The 19,572-nt window shown below is 39.4% G+C and carries 14 protein-coding genes; 9 read left to right on the forward strand and 5 right to left on the reverse strand.

The features are described 5' to 3' along the window. Nucleotides 1-34: 34 nt before the first annotated feature. Complete coding sequence (locus tag R8N23_RS00570; RefSeq protein WP_318169609.1) at nt 35-931, forward strand: SdiA-regulated domain-containing protein; 897 nt, start codon at nt 35-37, stop codon at nt 929-931. Then, a complete protein-coding gene (locus R8N23_RS00575; RefSeq protein ID WP_318169610.1) occupies nt 931-4,584 on the forward strand; it encodes a BamA/TamA family outer membrane protein in 3,654 nt (1,217 codons plus the stop codon). The genes R8N23_RS00570 and R8N23_RS00575 overlap by 1 nt, the downstream gene beginning before the upstream one ends. A gap of 65 nt (nt 4,585-4,649) precedes the next feature. On the opposite strand, the gene R8N23_RS00580 is transcribed toward R8N23_RS00575, so the two are convergent. Then, nucleotides 4,650-6,611, reverse strand: a complete 1,962-nt coding sequence (locus tag R8N23_RS00580; RefSeq protein ID WP_318169611.1) for a choice-of-anchor Q domain-containing protein — start codon at nt 6,609-6,611, stop codon at nt 4,650-4,652. A 196-nt stretch (nt 6,612-6,807) separates the two neighbouring features. On the opposite strand from R8N23_RS00580, the gene R8N23_RS00585 reads away from it, so the two are divergent. From R8N23_RS00585 to R8N23_RS00595, 3 genes are all read left to right on the forward strand, one after another. Further along, a complete protein-coding gene (locus R8N23_RS00585) occupies nt 6,808-8,637 on the forward strand; it encodes a tetratricopeptide repeat protein (protein ID WP_318169612.1) in 1,830 nt (609 codons plus the stop codon). Nucleotides 8,638-8,775: 138 nt separating this feature from the next. Continuing rightward, a complete protein-coding gene (locus R8N23_RS00590) occupies nt 8,776-10,251 on the forward strand; it encodes a hypothetical protein (RefSeq protein ID WP_318169613.1) in 1,476 nt (491 codons plus the stop codon). Nucleotides 10,252-10,348: 97 nt separating this feature from the next. Then, nucleotides 10,349-10,834, forward strand: a complete 486-nt coding sequence (locus tag R8N23_RS00595) for a hypothetical protein (protein WP_318169614.1) — start codon at nt 10,349-10,351, stop codon at nt 10,832-10,834. 5 nt (nt 10,835-10,839) lie between these two features. Here R8N23_RS00595 and R8N23_RS00600 read toward each other — a convergent pair whose 3' ends face one another. Beyond that, nucleotides 10,840-11,307, reverse strand: coding sequence for a hypothetical protein (locus tag R8N23_RS00600; RefSeq protein WP_318169615.1), 468 nt, complete (start codon nt 11,305-11,307; stop codon nt 10,840-10,842). Between the two features lie 35 nt (nt 11,308-11,342). Further along, nucleotides 11,343-12,203 carry a hypothetical protein gene (locus R8N23_RS00605; RefSeq protein ID WP_318169616.1) on the reverse strand — a complete coding sequence of 287 codons (861 nt, stop codon included), beginning with the start codon at nt 12,201-12,203 and terminating at the stop codon, nt 11,343-11,345. 135 nt (nt 12,204-12,338) lie between these two features. Between R8N23_RS00605 and R8N23_RS00610 the strand changes: the two genes are divergently transcribed. The 4 genes from R8N23_RS00610 to R8N23_RS00625 all read left to right on the forward strand — a co-directional run bounded on the left by R8N23_RS00610 (nt 12,339) and on the right by R8N23_RS00625 (nt 18,137). Beyond that, nucleotides 12,339-12,989: an outer membrane beta-barrel protein gene (locus R8N23_RS00610; RefSeq protein WP_318169617.1), complete on the forward strand. Its 651-nt coding sequence runs from the start codon at nt 12,339-12,341 to the stop codon at nt 12,987-12,989. A 121-nt stretch (nt 12,990-13,110) separates the two neighbouring features. Then, nucleotides 13,111-13,437, forward strand: coding sequence for a PadR family transcriptional regulator (locus tag R8N23_RS00615; protein ID WP_318169618.1), 327 nt, complete (start codon nt 13,111-13,113; stop codon nt 13,435-13,437). After that, the gene (locus R8N23_RS00620; RefSeq protein WP_318169619.1) at nt 13,434-16,070 is read left to right on the forward strand and encodes an ABC transporter permease; all 2,637 of its coding nucleotides are present in this window, start codon (nt 13,434-13,436) and stop codon (nt 16,068-16,070) included. The genes R8N23_RS00615 and R8N23_RS00620 overlap by 4 nt, the downstream gene beginning before the upstream one ends. 222 nt (nt 16,071-16,292) lie before the next feature. Beyond that, nucleotides 16,293-18,137: a hypothetical protein gene (locus R8N23_RS00625; RefSeq protein WP_318169620.1), complete on the forward strand. Its 1,845-nt coding sequence runs from the start codon at nt 16,293-16,295 to the stop codon at nt 18,135-18,137. 73 nt (nt 18,138-18,210) lie between these two features. Here R8N23_RS00625 and nqrE read toward each other — a convergent pair whose 3' ends face one another. Then, on the reverse strand, nt 18,211-18,822 hold the full coding sequence (gene nqrE / locus R8N23_RS00630) for an NADH:ubiquinone reductase (Na(+)-transporting) subunit E (protein ID WP_318169621.1): 612 nt from the start codon (nt 18,820-18,822) through the stop codon (nt 18,211-18,213). A gap of 25 nt (nt 18,823-18,847) precedes the next feature. Then, a complete protein-coding gene (locus tag R8N23_RS00635) occupies nt 18,848-19,531 on the reverse strand; it encodes an NADH:ubiquinone reductase (Na(+)-transporting) subunit D (RefSeq protein WP_318169622.1) in 684 nt (227 codons plus the stop codon). Nucleotides 19,532-19,572 lie beyond the last annotated feature (41 nt).

Here is a 19,572-nt window from a genome sequence, read left to right on the forward strand (position 1 = left end):
AAGCTAAAAAAGCACTCAATATAACCGAGAACTTATGCCAAAAGCAAAATTCTTCCTGTTGGTCTGTTGGACCTTTACTTTCGGCTGTCAATACAACTCTCGTCCTACTGCAGAAGCCCTTTTTCACCAAACATCAGAGGGACTTGATAATTACAACTTAAAAAAACCTGACGCCAAATATTTCCTTCCTTATGTTTTAGAAGAAATTTCGGGAATGACTTATTATGCACCGAGTACAATTGCGTGCGTTCAGGATGAAGATGGCAAAGTGTTTTTCTATAACCTCAAAAAGCGAGAAGTTGAAAATACTGTGCGGTTTGCGGACTCCGGAGACTATGAAGGTATTGCGACTGATGGTGAAAAAATTTACGTAGTAGAGAGCAATGGGCATATATATAAGTTCGAGCCAGGTTCGGATGGCAAAGCCGAGAAACTGAAAAAGTATAACACCGACCTGAAAAAGAACAATGATGTAGAAGGTTTGACATATGATCCTATCAGTGACAAACTTCTAGTCGCTTGCAAAGGAGACGCTGGTCTAAAAGACAATAAGAAAAAAGGACGGTCCATTTTCTTTTTTGATTTGGATAAAAAGGAAATTGAAAAGAAAGCTGCTTTCAACATTTCTAAAGATGATATCAAAGACTACCTGGAGACCTACAAAGACTTTGAATATGAGGCAAAAAGAATCAATTTCAAACCATCTGGTATCGCTCTACACCCCACCAATGGCCATATCTACATGATTGCCTCTATTGGGAAATTGATGATTATTACAGACCGAAAAGGTGAAATCAAAGCCACCATTCCACTAGACCCTCGATTGTTAGGTCAGCCAGAAGGCATTTGTTTTGCTCCAAATGGTGATTTGTTTATCTCTAGCGAAGGGCAAGGAGACAAGGGTTATATCTTAAAGTATAAAATGAAGTGATGTTTCGATCCATCTTATTGATAATAGCCTTAGGCTTTGTTTGTGGAATTTCCCAATCACAATCTCCAAATACTCAGCATCAAGTTTTTCTAATAGGAGATGCTGGTGAACCTTCTTTGGCCAAAGACAACCTTTCGATTTTGAGTAGTCAACTTGAGGCTGCTGGAAAAGAGTCTACACTGATATTCTTAGGAGACAATATTTATCCTAAAGGTTTGCCTCCTAAGGACCATCCCAATCGAAAAGAGGCTGAGGAAAAACTCAGACTGCAGTTTGATATCACTAAAAACTTCAAGGGTAAAACGATCGTGATTCCGGGCAATCATGATTGGGCTAAAGGCCAAGAAGAAGGCTGGTCACACGTCACTGAACAGGAGAAATTTGTAAAAAAATACTTCGACAGTAAGAAGGTCTTTTATCCTAAAAATGCTGAGCCAGGACCGGAAGAGATTAAACTAGCAGATGGACTTTATCTGATCGTTTTCGATATGCAATGGATTCTTCACGCCTGGGAAAAACCGCTGGAGAGTGACCCTTTAAACAAAACCGAACCGGCAGATGTATTGGTTGATATTTCTTCTCTTTTAGAGAAGCACAAAAATGATCATGTCATATTAGCCTCTCACCATCCGCTATACAGTTACGGGCCACATGGAGGCAAATTTCCACTCAAGTCTCACATTTTTCCCTTAACTGAAGTTAATGACAACCTGTACATCCCATTGCCAATTGTAGGATCCATTTATCCTGGCTATCGGGCTACTGCAGGCTCCATTCAGGATATTCCTCATCCAGAATATAAAGCCATTCGAAATTCTTTGGAAGCGCTGCTCAAGCAATATCCAAATACTATCTATACGGCAGGACATGAACATTCACTACAGCATATTCAAAAAGACGGCGTGAATTATGTAGTCAGCGGATCAGGGTCTAAAACTACTTACCTCAAAGAGAATGGGGCTTTTTTGACTTTTGGAAAGTCGAAGGTGGGGTTCGGAGAGCTCGTATATAACAGCTCTAAAGTATCGTTGAATTTTTGGTCTCCAAATGACCATGAAGAAAAGATTTATTCAGCAGATCTTTATGAATTCAACCCGATCAAAGATCCCAATGCCAACTATCCAAGGTATAGCTTTGAGGGTACTACGAAGGTCGCGCCAGCTTCCTTACAATATCAGGCCTCAAAAAGTAAACGTACCTGGATGGGATCAAACTATAGAGATGTTTGGAGCCTGCCAGTCGAAGCTCCTATTTTCAATATAACAGAAGAAAAAGGTGGGCTGGAAGTCATCAAGCGAGGAGGCGGTATGCAGACCAACTCTCTTCGACTCGAAGCCAAAGATGGCAAACAATATGTCTTACGTTCGGTAGAAAAATATGCTCACAAAGCACTTCCCCATGTATTACAAGAAACATTTGCAGTTGGTGTAGTGCAAGATCAAATTAGTTCCAGCCACCCCTATGCTGCGTATGTGATCCCTCCCATGGCCGAAGCCGTGGGTATCTATCACACCAATCCACAGCTGGTGTACGTGCCAGACGATGGGGCTTTCGGTGAGTACCGAGAGATATTGGCCAACGAGTTAGCCCTGTTTGAAGAGCGACCAAGCGGAGATTGGTCAGACGCCAAGTTTTTTGGCTATTCAGACGACTTGATCAGTTCTCCGGATGTGCAAGAAGAGCTTATGGAAGACAATGACAATGTAGTAGATCAACAATTTGTACTTCGAAACAGACTGTTTGATATGGTCATTGGAGACTGGGACCGACATGAAGACCAGTGGCGTTGGGCTTCTTTTGATAAAGACAAAGGCAAAATGTACAAACCTATTCCCAGAGATAGAGGCCAGACCTTTTTTATGAATGAAGGTCTTCTACCAAAAATTGCGAGCAGAAGATGGGCCATGGCCAAAATTGAAGGGTTTAACGATGACGTACGTTGGTCACCCGGTTTCAATTTTAATGCGCGTTTTTTCGATCGAATTTTTATGAATGAGCCTGATCGAGAAGATTGGCAAGGCATGATCAAGCTCATTCAAGATAGTCTGACAGACGAATCCATAGAACAGGCCATTAAACTTTGGCCAGAAAATGTTTATGCCTTGACAGGAGAAAAGACCATTCAAACCTTGAAGGCTCGAAGAGACAACCTTCAAGACTATGCAATCGAATTTTACGAAAGTTTGGCAAAAAATGTGAACGTGACTGGAACAGATAAAAAAGAACTTTTCTTGATCGAGAATTTAAGCAAAGAAGAGGTGAGAGTTACTGTGCATAAGATCTCCAAAAAAGGACACCAAGAGCAAATTCTTTATCAACGGACTTTTCAATCTGATGATACCAAAGAAGTCAGAATTTATGGAATGGGAGATGACGATCAATACAAAATGATGGGTGAAGTAGCATGTAGAATCAAGGTAAGAGTAATTGGAGGAAAAGGAAGTGATGAATATTTTGATGAATCTTCAAAAGCGGCAAAAAATATTCGTGTTTATGATCGAAGAAGTTCTTCATTGATAGCATCCGAAAGCCATAGCTTCAAATCTCGACTGAGCAACAATCCCAATATCAATGACTACAACAAATATGAATTCAAATATGATGTGCTATTACCGCTAATTTATGGCTCGTACAACCGTGACGATGGTGTTTTCTTAGGGGGCGGTTTTCAATATACCCAGCATGGCTGGCGTAAAGATCCTTTTGCCTCTCGGCATAGATTGTTGGCGGATGTGGCGGTGGCGACTGGTGCCTTCAATATTGAATATAAAGGCGAATACACCAACGTAATTGGTCAATGGAATTTGGAGACTGTGATAGACATTCAAAAGCCAGTGGTAAATAACTTCTTTGGAATAGGCAACGAGTCTGTATATGATGTCAGTTTAGGCATTGATTATTATAGATTGAGAGTGGAAGACAACTCATATTATTTAGCATTACACAACCAAATAGGCAACACAGGAAAATTCCTTTTCGGCGTCCATCAAAAAACTATTGAAATTGATGAAAGAGAAAACACTTACATCACATCTCCTGGTTTCAATGAGTTTCCGACAGATGACCTATTCAATGACAGAAGGCATTATGGTGGCCTTTATTCCACGTTAGAATTTGATACAAGGGATGAAAAATTACTGCCTACCAGAGGGTTGTACTGGGAAAATGAAGTTTCCAGCTATCAAGGGCTCAGCAAGAACACCAATGACTTTACGCATTTGCATTCTAACCTAGCGCTATATTATAGTTTTCAATTTCCGGCCATTGTTACTCTAGCCTCTCGAACCGGCTATGCTCATAACTTCGGAAAATTTGTGCATGACGAATTTTATAACGCCAATACGCTAGGCGGAAGAAGTAACCTGAGAGGATTTCGAAAGACACGTTTTTATGGACGAACTACATTCTATCAAAATGTAGATATGCGCATCAAACTGCTGGACTTCTCCTCCATTCTTTTTCCTGGAAAATTTGGCATTCATGGATTCTACGATGTAGGTAGAGTTTGGACATCCACACCTTCGGATGTATGGCATCGATCAGCAGGTTTTGGGTTATGGGTAGCCCCACTCAGCAAAGCGGCAGCCTCCCTGTCCTATGCCTTCTCACCTGAAGAAAATCTTATTTCATTCGACTTTGGGTTTTTCTTTTAAGGCAATTGTAAAGTGACTTTTACCTTTCATTTATCCAAATAGATTTTTTTTATACAATAGAAATTTTATTGCTTGATGAAGCGTCCTACCAGCCTTTCTTTTCCTCCACCGACAATAAATAGGTATAACCCCAAGGGCAACCCCGAAACATCTAGCTGAGTATCATCCAGTTTTGAACGTCTCGCTACTACTTTTCCTTCTATAGAAATAATGACAACCTTCTTGCCAAGATGCTGATCGTCAATTTGTAAAAACATACTCGCAGGATTCGGAAAGAGCTTCAACGACTTAATAACTGCTAACCCGAGTACTTCATTTCGACCTTCTGTAGGATCAGGATTTGTCGAATCACCACCATCATCAAACTCAAATGCACCCAAATCGGGTGCTGACCCATAATACCGTTTTCCGCCGGTTTGATCAAAGTAAACTGGTACATCAAGCGCCCCTTGGTTAATCGCTGGGCTACTTTCAGCCAGCTTAAAATTTGAAACGCTATTTATGTGAGAAGCAGACCCAGGAAGTTCGTCAGTTTCATAATTTGGTGATACAGTCATCAAGTTATCTGAGACAACAAGATTGGTGTTGTCATGGCCATCATATATTTGCATTTCGCCTGTCGATGGAGCAGCCATTAGATTATTCCTTACGGTTACGTTAACTGATTGATTACCCGCCATCATAGTTCCAATTGTTCCGCTAGCTTCCATCACATTTCGCCAGTTCATGGTATTGTTGTAGATATCGATATCACCCGGAATTACTGCAGGATTCTCAAGCGATATGGTAACCCCTCTTCGCATCCCATCAATAACGTTGTTTCTCACCACCACTTCAGTTGCCAGAACATTTATAGCTGAAATGGGTGGAGGATAATTTACATTTTGATAAGCTGGGTTCGCACCGATGTAGTTTGCCTCAATAGTAGCTAATGATACATGCTGAATAAGATTATGATCAGTAGGTGCTACTTGAATGATCCGATCAGTATGATTTTTATAAATCATGATATGCCGCTGACCATCACCTCGAACGGTTAGGGTTGTTTTTACATCTGGGATATTCATAAACTTGCTATGGGCAATAAACTGCTTCTCACCACCTTGCAACCTCATGCCATGTTCAGGTTGTGTAGTCTCCATTCCATCGATGGTATTTCCGACCCAGCTGAGTCTTCTGCTATCACTTGAAAAAATGCCTATAGTTCCAATATCATGGATGTAACAATCAAATATACCAAGAAGATCACCATCGTCTTGATAAGTAGCAAACGATGCTGCATCGTCTATCTCCAAACGAAGCGCTAAAATATTGGAGCTTTCTTCTGCTCTTAATCCTCGATTTGAGTTGTTGGACGTTCCATCCGTATAATCATTCACCCATAGGTGTAAATCCATCACAATCAAATCGGAGCAGGCTGTAATATCAATTACTGGATTTCCAAGTGCATTTCTGAGAACTGGGTCGTTACCTGATCCATAAGCACCTAAGATTTTCACTCCCTCATTGAGATTCCTAATACGAAAGTCTATTCCTTCAAAAGTGTCATTCCTTCGAAATAGAACTCGTGCGTTTGGAGCCAATTGTGCAAGGGCATGATTTGCAGTTGCCCAAGGGTTTACCTCACTTAGTCCATCATTAGAATCACTACCTTCATTCGACACATAATAAGTAGTTCCTGAAAATTCTGAGACAGTAATGGTGACTTCTTCCTTATCCACTGAACCATTTCTGGCAATCATGGTACAGCTCACTGTATATGTTCCGGGTTCTTCAAACACATGGCCAGCCACCATGCCCTTGGTTAATTCCCAATTCCCAGATGAGTGAGCATTATTCACATCAAAATCCCAACTGAAGTCGGCATTAGGTAAATCATTGACACCTTCTAACCCAGTTGAAGAAGTCCCATCAAAAAACACATAGAGTGGAGCAACTCCAGCTGTGCGACTTGGTTCTATGACCAGCTCTTGTGAAAGAAGGGTTAAAGAATATATAAGTAGTGTTGTTGTGAGTGCGTATTTCATACTTTGCTTGTTGTGATTCTGAATGACCATACATTTTATCTTCAAGGTTATTCCGAAATGAAATAATTCGTTTACCTCAATGATCAATTCTTGCACAATAGACTAAAACAAATTGAATTTTAGCCTTAATTTAAGTTTACAAACACTCTACAGCATGGGTCACTCATTCTACTAAACACTACTTTAGCCTTGATAAATGAAGCACCTTTTGAATACTTACTTTAGCGCAATTTTATTGGCTTGTGTAGCTCTATTGAATTGCTGTAGCCAGCAATCCAAAATGGAAAATGCGAAACCAACGGATCATCAAAAATTGTGGGTAGATTCTCTGAATTCTATTTCTTTCGAAATGAGATCAAGACAGAAAGACAGTTCTTTTCTCTTAGCCAAAATAGCTCTCGCCAAAAGTCAAGAGCTTGGTTATTCCGTAGGAATATCCGAGGCCAGTTTGAATTTAGGCATGTACTTCTTGAACAGGGATAGCTTGCAAACAGCCTATAACCTATTAGACAAGTGTCATCATGACTTCATTGAAATCAAAGACGAATTTCATCTTGCAGTCTCAAAATGGTATCTGGCCAAATTCTACTACAGAAAAGGAGAAAGCGAAAAAGCTGAGACTCTCTACTTACAGTCTGCCCAACTCTTCAAGCAGCTAGGTAAGGATAAATTTCACTTTTTTGTCAAAAATGGATTGGCTGGTTTAATGAAAAAACAAGATCGATATGCTGATGCATTAAAAATATATGAGGAACTTTTAAGTCTCTCTCAAGGTTTTCCCATATCTCAAGGAGGAAGGTATCATTCTTACAACAATATAGCTAGTATTTTTATTCACCTTGGTCGAAACCAAGAAGCTCTGACTTATATAACAAGAGCCATTGAAGAGGCCAAACTCCATGATCATCCTCCCATTGAGGGGTACAGGTTAGCAAGCACTATTCACTATTCACTAGGAAATAAAGACAGTGCGAACTATTATATTAGAAAATGTCTTCGTCTGGCTAAGGAGAGACAAATACCTTCTTTCATTGCAGCTTCCTACTTTAAATTGGCAGATTATAGTGAAATGGATGGAAATATAGAGCTCGCAACTAAATACCTAAGGAATGGAATTGAATTGATTCAAAACTCGCAAAGCGTCACAGAAATGTTTATGGCACAAAACAGATTAGCAGATTTATACAAATCTATTGGACATGTTGATAGTGCTTTGATCTTCTACAACAAAGCATTTAATACCGCTGAAAGAAGCAAGTTGCAAGATTTAAAACGCTTCATTGCTGAAAAACTAATTAAGGAATACGAAAATTTAGGTAAAATAGATAGTGCTTTCAAATACTTAAAACAAACTGTAACCATGAATCAAGCCGCCTTTGATGAAAAAATGGCGCAACAATTTGCGCGATATAATTCAGATATCGCAACGTTAGAAAAAGAAAAAGACCTGCAAGAGGCTCTTGTAGAAAAAGTTCGTGCAGAGAATCATCGCATAATCGCCATCATTTCGGGCGTTGCGTTGGTATCCATTCTAGGACTAATCATCTTCAAGTCTAGAAAAGAACATCAAATAAAAAATGAACTTCATACGGCTGAAAAGAAATCGCTTAAAATTGAGCTTGATAGAAATAAACAACTGCTCTCGAGTCAAACGCTGAGCATGATTCATAAAAACAATGGATTTGCTGAAATTGTCGAAGGTCTGAAATTAGATAATCGATCAGATACTAAGATCAAAAAGATTATCGACGTGAACATGGCACTCGAGAAGGATTGGAATAATTTCAATCTATATTTTTCTCAGGTACATGCTGGTTTTTTTGAAAGACTCAAATCCAATCACACTAACTTGACTACTTATGACATAAGACTTTGCGCACTTGTTAAACTGGGGCTTACAAACAAAGAAATTTCGACGTTACTGAATGTTAAATATGAGAGTATAACAATGTCAAAGTATCGTTTAAAGAAGAAATTTGAACTTGTTGGAGACGAAGATGTAAATTCTTATATAATTGGTATATAGTAATTGGGTAGTGCAATGTAGAGAATCCTTTAATCCGACATGGTTAAATACATCGTCAGTTCTATTCTTTTCTCTTCATACACGAGCTATTATCCTGACATTATTTCACTACTTTTATATTAAATAACTAGATAAAATATGCGAAATATCATCCTCCCTAAACAGTTTTCTATTTTCTCTCTAATATTATTTATATCTACCACAACATTGGCCCAAGACGCTCATTACTGGACTGAGCAATATGGAAATAAGTCCACATTGATGTCCGGTTCAGTAGTAGGTAGTGTGGACGATCTGGGAGCTATGTACTATAACCCTGCTCGGCTAGCCCTTCAGGAAGACCCTACTTTTTTGATTAGTGCAAAGGCTTACCAAAATGTATCACTGAAAGTGAAGGACGGTGTCGGGGAAGCCGATTTAGGTACATCTGTTTTTGGATCTGCTCCAACTTTGGCGGCTGGATCATTTAATCTTGATTCAGTCAAATTTCTAAAGTTTTTTCATGGACATAAGTTTGCTTATGGATTCCTATCCAGAACGAATATGGACTACACATTGAGCCTGTCACAAGTCGAAACCCTCGACTTCAACGATGCCTGGGCTGGAGAAGAAGCCTATTTATCAGATCTCAATTGGAACAAAAGCATTAAAGAAGAATGGATGGGGCTTACATGGGCCATTCCGCTCGACGATAAGAAAAAATGGTCTGTAGGGCTATCCCAATTTCTAGCTGTTCACAATATGAGTAGTAGTTACTCGCAGAATATTGTTGCCAAAGAAGACGGTAGTGGTTGCGTAGAATGCGAAGTAGCTACCTATGAATTAACCAGAAACAGGAGCACAACCAGCTTGGGCTACGTGGCCAAAATTGGTTTAAACTATAGTAGCAAATTCATCGAGGTGGGCCTCACCTATACAACTCCCAAAGCTGGACTCCGAGGCTCGGGAGACACTTACTATCGACAAATTCTTACCGATTATCACAACAGTGCCTCCCAGTTTTCTAATCTGGCGGAAATTGGCTGGGGAGATGCGCAGAGCGCTACTCATAAGGCTCCAATGTCTGCCGCATTAGGTGTTGGAATCAATCTTGGAAAAAACATTATTAGCATCAGTGGAGAATGGTTTGATAAAGTAGATGCTCATTATGCCATGGTTCCTACTCCCTTTGAAAGACAAGCACCAGAGGATGGTACTATGATTCTAAATCGATATGTGGATAAGAGAAAATCCGTGATTAATTATGGAATAGGCATGGAATGGTATCTAAGCAAAAAAGTCAATGCTTATACCAGCTTCTCAACGGACTATTCTTCCTTAGTTAAAACTTTTGAAGGAGACTCATTTGAAGAAACTGATGGGTTTGACAGCAATTTATTTTCGGCAGACATCTACCACTATGGTGGAGGTTTTTCTTTGGATCTAAAAAAGATTGATTTAACCATTGGAACAGTTTATTCGAGAGGTATTCAAAAGGTTGGCCGAATAGCTAGAATTCCCGGAGAAAATAACTCTGACTCAGGAGTTGATTTAGAATCTACAACAGATATGGTTTGGGAAAGATGGAAAATTCTCATTGGATTTTCTTTGCCATTTTATTCATTTGGGAGCTAAACACAGTCGTACAGACTAAGTCGATAGTAACCTGACAAGTACCTTGATATCCTTCGAAGGAGAAATTCGTAATTAGTAAGATTCAAAGACAAATATTATGATGTGGAAAAATTTATTGCTGCTACTTGCTCTGACTTCATTTAGTATCAAAGGCGAGCTTCCTGAACTCAATGCCAAAATCATCACTTACGTGGATTCAGTAATGGGCAAGAAAGTAGCCCGTGGCGAATGTTGGGATTTAGCAGCTGAAGCCCTCGCCTACTCGGGTGCCTATTTCGACAGAAGTTCGATGAAAACAGTAACCATATATGGCAGAAGACTGAATTTAAAAAAAGAAGATATTCTTCCTGGCGACCTGATCCAATTTGAAAATGTTGAAATGAAATGGACAGAAGGCAACACTACTTATTCTTCAGCTATGGGCCAGCACACGGCCATTGTATATAAAGTCAATGGTCCGGGTAATTTCGACATGGCACATCAAAATACCAGCGACTGGGGCAAAAAAGTTGGGGTGAGCAATTTCAATTTAAATCATGTCACGAAAGGAAAAGTAATGATCTATCGACCTATTGCCGAATAGGTCTACTATTCCAATTCTCCTACGAAAGGAAGGTTTTCCGTTATGGTCAGCATAATGGCGTTGCTAAAATAATTTTCTATTTGATAGAACTGTGCAGCTATTTTACCTCCGCATTTTTTGCTCATCTGTTTGTGGTACTTGGTCATTATCTTAGTTTCCTTCTTTTTAATAGACAAGGCCTGTTTCATCAATTCATCAGCTTTTTCATCATCGATATCGTAATAGTTTTCGATATACGATTCCAACAATTTATACCTTTCTTTGGCCAATAACTGCTGTTCGGCTTCATAGGCATCGTAGACCTCATTGAATGATGCATTCGTGATTTCTTCGAGCGGAATCAGCTCTGTAACAATTGTTTTTTTATCCTTTCCAAAAGTCGAGCGGAATATTTCGAAATAGTCATCGTCGCTTTGAGCCTTTACGGAGAGGCTAATTAATAAGGCAAATAATAGAAGTATAGAATTTTTCATGATCAAAATATGGTGAGAATTACACTTGGATAAATTTACGGATAGCTGAAGTAAAATACTTGTCCATTGATATAAAACTGATCCTGTTTCTTTTCTAATGGTAAAGTGAGTTCTGGTAATTTGGAAAACAGTAACACCAGTTTAGCAGGCTCACCACTCTTCTCATTATAAATAAAGTATGAACCCTTTTTGGTCCCTTTATATTTTCCTGTTTGCTCTTTAAACATTCCGGTACTTTTCATTTTGCTTTTGAAAGTGCCATCAAGATTCAACCAAATCTGACCTTCTTTTTTAGAAGATTTCTCTCGGTCATAAGCAAACAAGTATTTGCCTGTCAGTTCTTTTTGCCAATCAAAAACATCTAATTCGCTACGCGGAATTGGTTTTACGAATTCGATCTTAGAAATAATAGGCTCCAGTTTCCCTTGATAGTTTTTCATTTCTACCTTTTGTCCAAAAACCATGGCAGTAAGACAATAGCCGTACGGACCACAGCGTGACAGCAACGTACCTTCTACTAACTCATTTCCCGGAACATTGATTTTAGCGGTCATGATATCACCACTTTTTGAAATGCCGCCATCCAATTCAATGGATAATCCTTGTCCCAGAGGGAAACCCTTTTTCCAATTGGAAGCCAATTTTTTCAAACTCGTTTGATTAGCAAAATACATACATCTTACATCCACCGATGTATCGTTAGCCATTGAAAATATTTCGCTATTATGAGGATAAAATCCCTTCCAATTTTCAGGAATTCTCACTTTCATGCCCACAGTAGGCGCTAAAAACGACTCTCCTGCTAAATAGGGTCGTCCACCTTGGAGTCTTTCTTGCGCAATAGAAAAAGTAAGGTTTATGAAAAATAAAAACGTAAAATAATATCTTAACCTCATATCAAATAGAAATTTAATGCCGTAAGTTGGACAACAAAATAAGATAGTCTTAATTTTTTAATCTGAATCTGTCTAGGTTCATATTTTGTGACTAAATTCTCTTCAAATAGAGCGCTCACCTCATAGACTTATGACATGAAACAATACATCTTAACAATTCTCTTAGCTTCATTAGGCTTTTTTAACCTCCATGCTCAGGCCATAGAACTATCTGGCTATGGTGGATATATGGTAAGTGGTAAATCCACCTACTATGATGGTGAAATTGACGTCTACGACGGAGGTGTGTTCGGAGGGACATTAGGGTACGACTTAGGAAATGGTATGCAAGTGCAATTTCTCTACAATAGAAATTCGGCAAGCGGAAGAATCATATATTATCCGGCTTTTCAGGAAATAGAGTTATATGATTTTGACCTTGTTACTGAACACTATCATCTTGGTGTTGAAAAACTCCTTGGTGGGAATGAGATGATCAGGCCGTATGGAGCAATGAGTTTAGGAGTAGTGGCCTACACACCTAAAAACGTCAGGTCAGACGACAATAGCAATTTTCATGACTTAGATGCTGTTACTCGATTTTCAATGGGTGCAGGATTAGGAGTCAAAATATTTCCAACTGAAAAAATTGGGATCAAACTCCAAGCAAAAATGTTTATGCCTTTAATGTTTAGTGGAGTAGGAATATTCTGCGGTACAGGTGGCTGTGGAGGAGGCAGCTCTTTTTATGTACCTATCGTGCATGGCGAATTTTCAGGGGGAGTTGTCCTGAGAATAGCTCAATAAAGCCTTTCTGATATTCTTGAAAATCAAAATAATTAGCCAAGCGGCTATATCTTCTTAAAAATAGAAACAAATAATTATTACCTTCGTATGCAGTAATTGAAAACTCAAAAACTCATACATTATGAAGGGACATATTGGCGAATTTGAAGAACTAGTCCTCCTGACCATCGCGGTATTGGGAGAACAGGCTTATGGCGTTGCGGTATTGGAAGATATCCAAGAACGTGCCAACAGAAAAATAAGCATCGGAGCACTCCACTCTACCATAACCAGGTTAGAAGAAAAAGGATTCATCACATCGTATATGGGTGAGCCGACACAGGAGCGCGGAGGAAGGCGCAAACGCTACTTTCATCTGACAGCATCTGCCAAACAAGCATTAGCTGATATGAAAAGCCTCCGCAATGAATTGTGGAATTTGTCAAATCTAGAACTCAGCTCGCAATGAAAAATCAAGGTCAAAAAACTCAACAACCGCCTCAGCTCGCTACTCGCCTTTTCTTCTGGATGGCTGGATCAGCCGCTGTAGAAGATCTCTATGGAGATATGGAAGAAATATATTTTTCTAATGTAGATAAGTATGGCAAGTCAAAAGCCAATCGAATGTTTTGGAAGCAAGTGCTTTCACTGGTTTTCTCGTATGCCCTAAAATCAAGAAAAGCTAATGCAGCTCACTCATACAGAGCCAGCAGCATCTCTCCAGCATTACTATACAACTTTTTTAAAGTCTCCATGCGTACCTTGATCAGGCATCGATCATTTTCTATAATTAACATTCTAGGACTGTCCCTCGGTATGTCAATCTGTTTACTCAGTATCACCATGTACTACAGTATTCAGCAGTTTGATTTGTTTCATATAAACAAAGATCGAATCTATACCGTCAACACATTGGTAATCAATAATCAAGTCAATGACAAGTTCGCTACAACAGCTCCTTACGTTCATGACAATTTGAAATCCTACACTAACCAAATAGAAGAAGTAGTCGCCATTAATGATGGATTCTCAGGAGAGGTCAAGATCAATCAAAATACACTGCCTGTTTCAGGGTTGTACGTACCACCGGCATTTCTAAAAATCTTCACTTTTCCACTGATGGCAGGTAATGAGTCCACTGCCCTTCAAGAACCATTCAGCATCATTCTAACTGAAAAAGCTGCATTGCGGCTGTTCGGGCATACCAACGTAATTGGAGATGCTATAGAACTAGAAAACAAGGGGACATTTCAAGTCACAGGTATAATGAAAGACTACCCGGGGGCTTCTCATTTGCAGTTCGAATCTCTAGTTTCCTACAGTACCCTGGATGCTATTGAACCTGGACTGAATAAGCGGTTTGAGGACTATCGTTTTTACACCAATAGTTACACCTATCTTCTGCTCCAGAAAGGCAGTACTCCAGAACAGCTCAAAATCCCATTGGAACAAATTGCTCAGGAGTTGTCTAACCCGGACGAAACGCTTGAGTTGAACTTACAACCTGTCACTAATATTGCTGCCGGAGAAAACATCAACTACTCCATAGGGCCATCATTCGATCGACTAACCATGGCTTTTTTTATTCTACTGACACTAATCATCCTGGCTCCTGCCTGTTTCAATTATGCCAATCTATCCATGGCAAGAGCATTGAAAAGATCCAAAGAAATAGGCATGAGAAAAGTAGTTGGTGGTGGGCGACGGGATATTTTTATTCAGTTCATATTTGAAACTTTCATCATTACCTCTATTGCCTTATTTGGCGCTATTTATATATTCACTATCATTAGAGAAGAATATCTGGCGATGATCATAGGTGCCGAGATGCTTGATTTAAGTATAAACCTTCCGGTGATGGTCGCATTTGTTGGCTTTGCTGTTTTTACCAGTCTATTGGCGGGTGTAATACCTGCCACCTATTTTTCCAAAATGAGAGCTATCTCATCCTTAAGAGGAGGGGGCAAAGCCGGGGTTTTATTCAAATCAAAGCTCAGAAACGGACTAACAGTATTTCAATTTTGTCTTTCAACGTTTTTCATCTTTGGTGCTATTGCGATGATTTCACAGTATTATCATTCAATGAATTACGACAAAGGATTCGATGAGAAGGGAAAAGTAATTATTCCTTTGCACAATATCGAACCTGAGATTATTGCACACGAATATTCGAATTTCCCCGAAGTATCTGAAATTGCCTTTTCTTCAGGAATTCCGGGCACCCATTCCAATAATGAGGTTTGGGTTCAAACTTACCAAGTCGAAGACTCGGTCGCGGTGCATCAAATGTTTGTTGACAATTCATTTCTCGAACTAATGGGATTCAAATTAATTCGGGGCCATTCATTCATTGAGAATCTTAATCAGGATAATGAAATACAAATTATTGTCAACAAAACCTTTGCTCAATCCATGGCATTAGCTGAAAATGAAATAATAGATAAAACATTCAGATTGCCTCATGGACTTACCGCTAGAGTTATTGGAGTGATCGATGATTTCAATCATTTGCCGGTAATGAAACAAATTCAACCATTCTTTTTTAGATACGACCCTAGCAAATTCTCATTCGCCACATTAAAGGTGGATACTCAGAATGTTTTTGAAACCGCAACGAAATTCGAACAAAAATGGGAAGCCTTGAATGACCTAATTCCCTACGAATTCACGTTTCTGGAAGATAAACTTAATGCCATATATGATCAGCTGAAAAACCCAATTAAGATGTTCGGTTTTCTAAGTTTCTTGGCTGTAAGTATTGCGTGTCTTGGCTTGCTTGGAATGGTCGTCTTCACAATGGAAAACAAAGTGAAAGAAATTGGGATTCGCAAAGTAATGGGAGCATCCGTTCCTCAACTTACACGTCATCTATCTCAGGGTTTCCTAAAACTGATGCTACTTGCATTGGTAATAACCATTCCTCTCGCCTATGCAGTTTATGAGTTTATGCTGCAGCGGATTATCTTTTATAACAAAACAATCGGATTGGTAGAAATTCTTTCAAGTATCCTAATTCTTTCTTTGCTCGGTTCTATCACGGTATTTTCGCAAACCATCAAATCAGCCAAACTCAATCCCGTTGACAATTTGCGATACGAATAATCGTTGAAAATAATATTATATTTAAGGAAAGACCTCTAGTATTAGGGGTCTTCTTTTTTTATCTTTTTCTTTATTTGCGCTAAATAGATTGTGGACCCTTAAGCGAACCAAACTGAGTACTTTGTGAAGCCATTTACCTTTATTTTGATTTTGACAATATGCCTCTTCGCAAAAAATGCGCTCGGTCAAACTCGAACATTCGGCTCACAACCAAAAACCAAAATGGATACACTAAAGGTTAAGGCCGATAGGTTTGTTTTCATCAATGACAGTGCTTATTATGCTAGAGTAGATACGATTTTTGTTCTGCCTGATACTACAGATTTTTATGTAAGAAAAAATAATATGCAACGCTCTCAAGAGTTTTACCGACAAGTAGAACAGAAGATGAGTAAGTCCAAACTATCTAACCTGATGTACGACTATATGTTTGTACAAAATGGCTCACCTAAAACAGAAGAATTGCATGAACAACGATTTATCCCATATGAAAGAGAAACCATCTCGTCCATAGGTTATAAATCACTTCCCATATTTGGCGCCACAGTTAGAGACACCACCGTATACAATCCGTCGAAATGGACTGCTCCATGGAATAAAGTACACATTCATACCCAAAATTGGATCATTAGAAGAAACCTGACATTTAAGATGGGTGAGCACGTCAATCCCAATGATTTTGTCGATAGTGAACGTTTGATTAGACGCCTACGGTATGTGAAAGATGCTCGAATCATGATCAACGAGAACCCCAATCAAAAAGAAGCCGATGTAATGGTAGTTACTCAAGATGTATTGCCCTATAGTGTCATATTTAGTCCTGACAGAGATAACGATGCCCTATTTGGAATTACTTCCATAAACATTGCTGGCCTCGGTCATGAATTTGAATATGATTATATCCGAGGGAATGGCTCCGATTTTTTTTATAAAATATCTAATGTTGGCGGATCATTCATAGATGCAGAATTCAACTATGCTTATCACTTCATCCGAACTGGCTACGGTGCATTTTTAGAAAGAGACTTTCTAACTCAGGAAATGAAATACGCAGGAGGAGCCACCTATAGTCGATATACATTTGGTGAGTACAATTATGAGCCAATAACCGACGTGACATCAACCTATACATATGACGAAGAATACTCCAACTTGTGGTTGGGTAGAGCTTTTCAAACCAATATAAAAACGCAGTTGCTGGGAATCAATGCCAAGACCAACGCAGTCGCTTCAGCTGGGGTTGAATATGCCAACTATTTTGATCGACCTCAAGTCAGTGCAGACACAAATTACAGATATCATGACAAGACTACTTATCTAGTGAGCCTTGGGCTCAGTGCGCGAAACTACTACAAAGACCGTTTTATTGTAGAGTTTGGCCGGACAGAGGATATTCCTACAGGAAGTGCTATTGGCGTAGTTGCTGGGTACCAAGATGCCGAGTTCAACAATCGAATCTATTTTGGTTTTAATTTTGCCAGAGGGGGATACATAAAAAAATTCGGTTACTTCAATGGCATCGTTTCGTGGGGCAGTTTTATTGGGGACAGTGGCTACGAAAATGGAATTTTCAAAGTTGGAGTAGACTACTTTACACCATTGTATACGATTAATCAGGTAAAGCTTCGGCAGTTCGTCGATGTTACTTTTAGTCAAGCGCTGAATCCGGATGAAGAATACATTTTGAATACCGAAAGCGACATTGGTATTCGAGGGCTTAGAAACTATTATTTGCGGGCCACTACTAAGTTCAATTTGAAGTTCGAAACCGTTGTATTCACTCCAATAAATTTCATCGATTTTCGAATGGCCACTTTTGCGTTTTTCGATTATACAGCTACTCAAAATATTCGCAACGACTTTTTTGACGCAGACCATTTTATGGGCTTTGGCGGCGGTATTCGGCTACGAAATGATAACCTGGCCATCTCTACTATTCAACTTCGGTTTGCCTATTATCCTAGCGCTCCTATCAATGCGTCGGAAGGGAATGTACAAGTGACCAACTCCGCTTACCTCAACATTAGAGATTTTGACTTTAGGGCTCCTCAGATTATCCCATTCTGAGCCCAAATACATAATAAAAAATCCAGCCCTCTTACGAAGACTGGATTCTGTTTCAAATTAATTTCTTATTGGCTTAGAGCACAATTCCGATGAAGGATTTGAAGGCGATACCCATCAATCCGGTAAGGATCATTGTAATTCCTAATCCTTTCAAACCGTTAGGTACATTGGAGTATTTCAATTTCTCTCTGATCGCTGCCAAAGCAATGATCGCCAAGAACCAGCCGAAACCAGATCCTGCACCGTAAGCCGTAGCCTCTACGATAGAGTAATCTCTCTGCACCATGAAAAGTGACGCTCCAAGAATCGCACAGTTTACAGCGATCAATGGCAAGAAGATACCCAATGATCCGTATAGTGAAGGAGAAACTTTTTCAATGATCATTTCTACCAGCTGCACCATCGCCGCGATAATCGCAATAAACATGATGAATTGTAAGAAACTCAAGTCGATGGTTTCGAAACTACCGTTCAGCCATACCAAGGCACCTTCTTTCAACACGTACTCTTGTAGCAACCAGTTGATCGGTACAGTAATTGTCAATACGAAGATAACCGCAGCTCCAAGTCCAAGACCTGTAGATACTTTTTTAGATACCGCCAAGAACGAACACATACCCAAGAAGTATGCGAACACCATGTTGTCGATAAATGCGCTTTTGATGAATATATTAAATGCTTCCATTTTAAATCTCTTTTAGCTCGTTGGCTTAGTGTTCTACGTATCCGTTTTGTGTTCTTTGCACCCAGATCAAAATTCCCAATACCATAAAGGCTCCGATAGAATCTACCATCAATCCGTTGGTTTGTATGTTTACCAAACCGCCTGTCCATTCAGACAATGTGGCATAAACCGGCACGTCAAATACAGTTCCTGAACCGAATAACTCTCTGAAGAAAGCTACTGTCAGAATGATCCAAGCATAACCAAATCCACTACCCAAACCATCTAGTACAGAATCATAAGCTTTATTGGCCATGGCAAATGCTTCCAAACGACCCATTACAATACAGTTCGTAATAATCAGCCCAACGAAAGCTCCCAGTACTTTATACATGTCGAACAAATAAGCTTTTAGCACTTCACTAACCAAGGTTACCAAAGTAGCCACAATCGCCAACTGCACAATAATTCTTACACGACCAGGAATGATATCTCTCATCAAAGAGATAATCAAGTTTGAAAATACAATCACAAACAACACAGCGATAGACATCACCAATGTTGGCTCCATCTTTACTGTTACTGCTAGTGCTGAACAAATACCCAATACTTGTATGGTAATCGGGTTATCATCGTTCAGTGGATCAGTGATGAACTTCTTCCTTCTTTTCGACAATAAAGGCTCTGCTGGCTCTTTTACTATCGCTTGTTCCAAAGTTTCTGTACTCATTTTGTTTTATTTTAAAAGGGGATCACCCCAATCAACGTCTT

The organism is Reichenbachiella sp., from assembly GCF_033344935.1.
In the GTDB taxonomy this organism is placed as follows: Bacteria; Bacteroidota; Bacteroidia; order Cytophagales; family Cyclobacteriaceae; genus Reichenbachiella.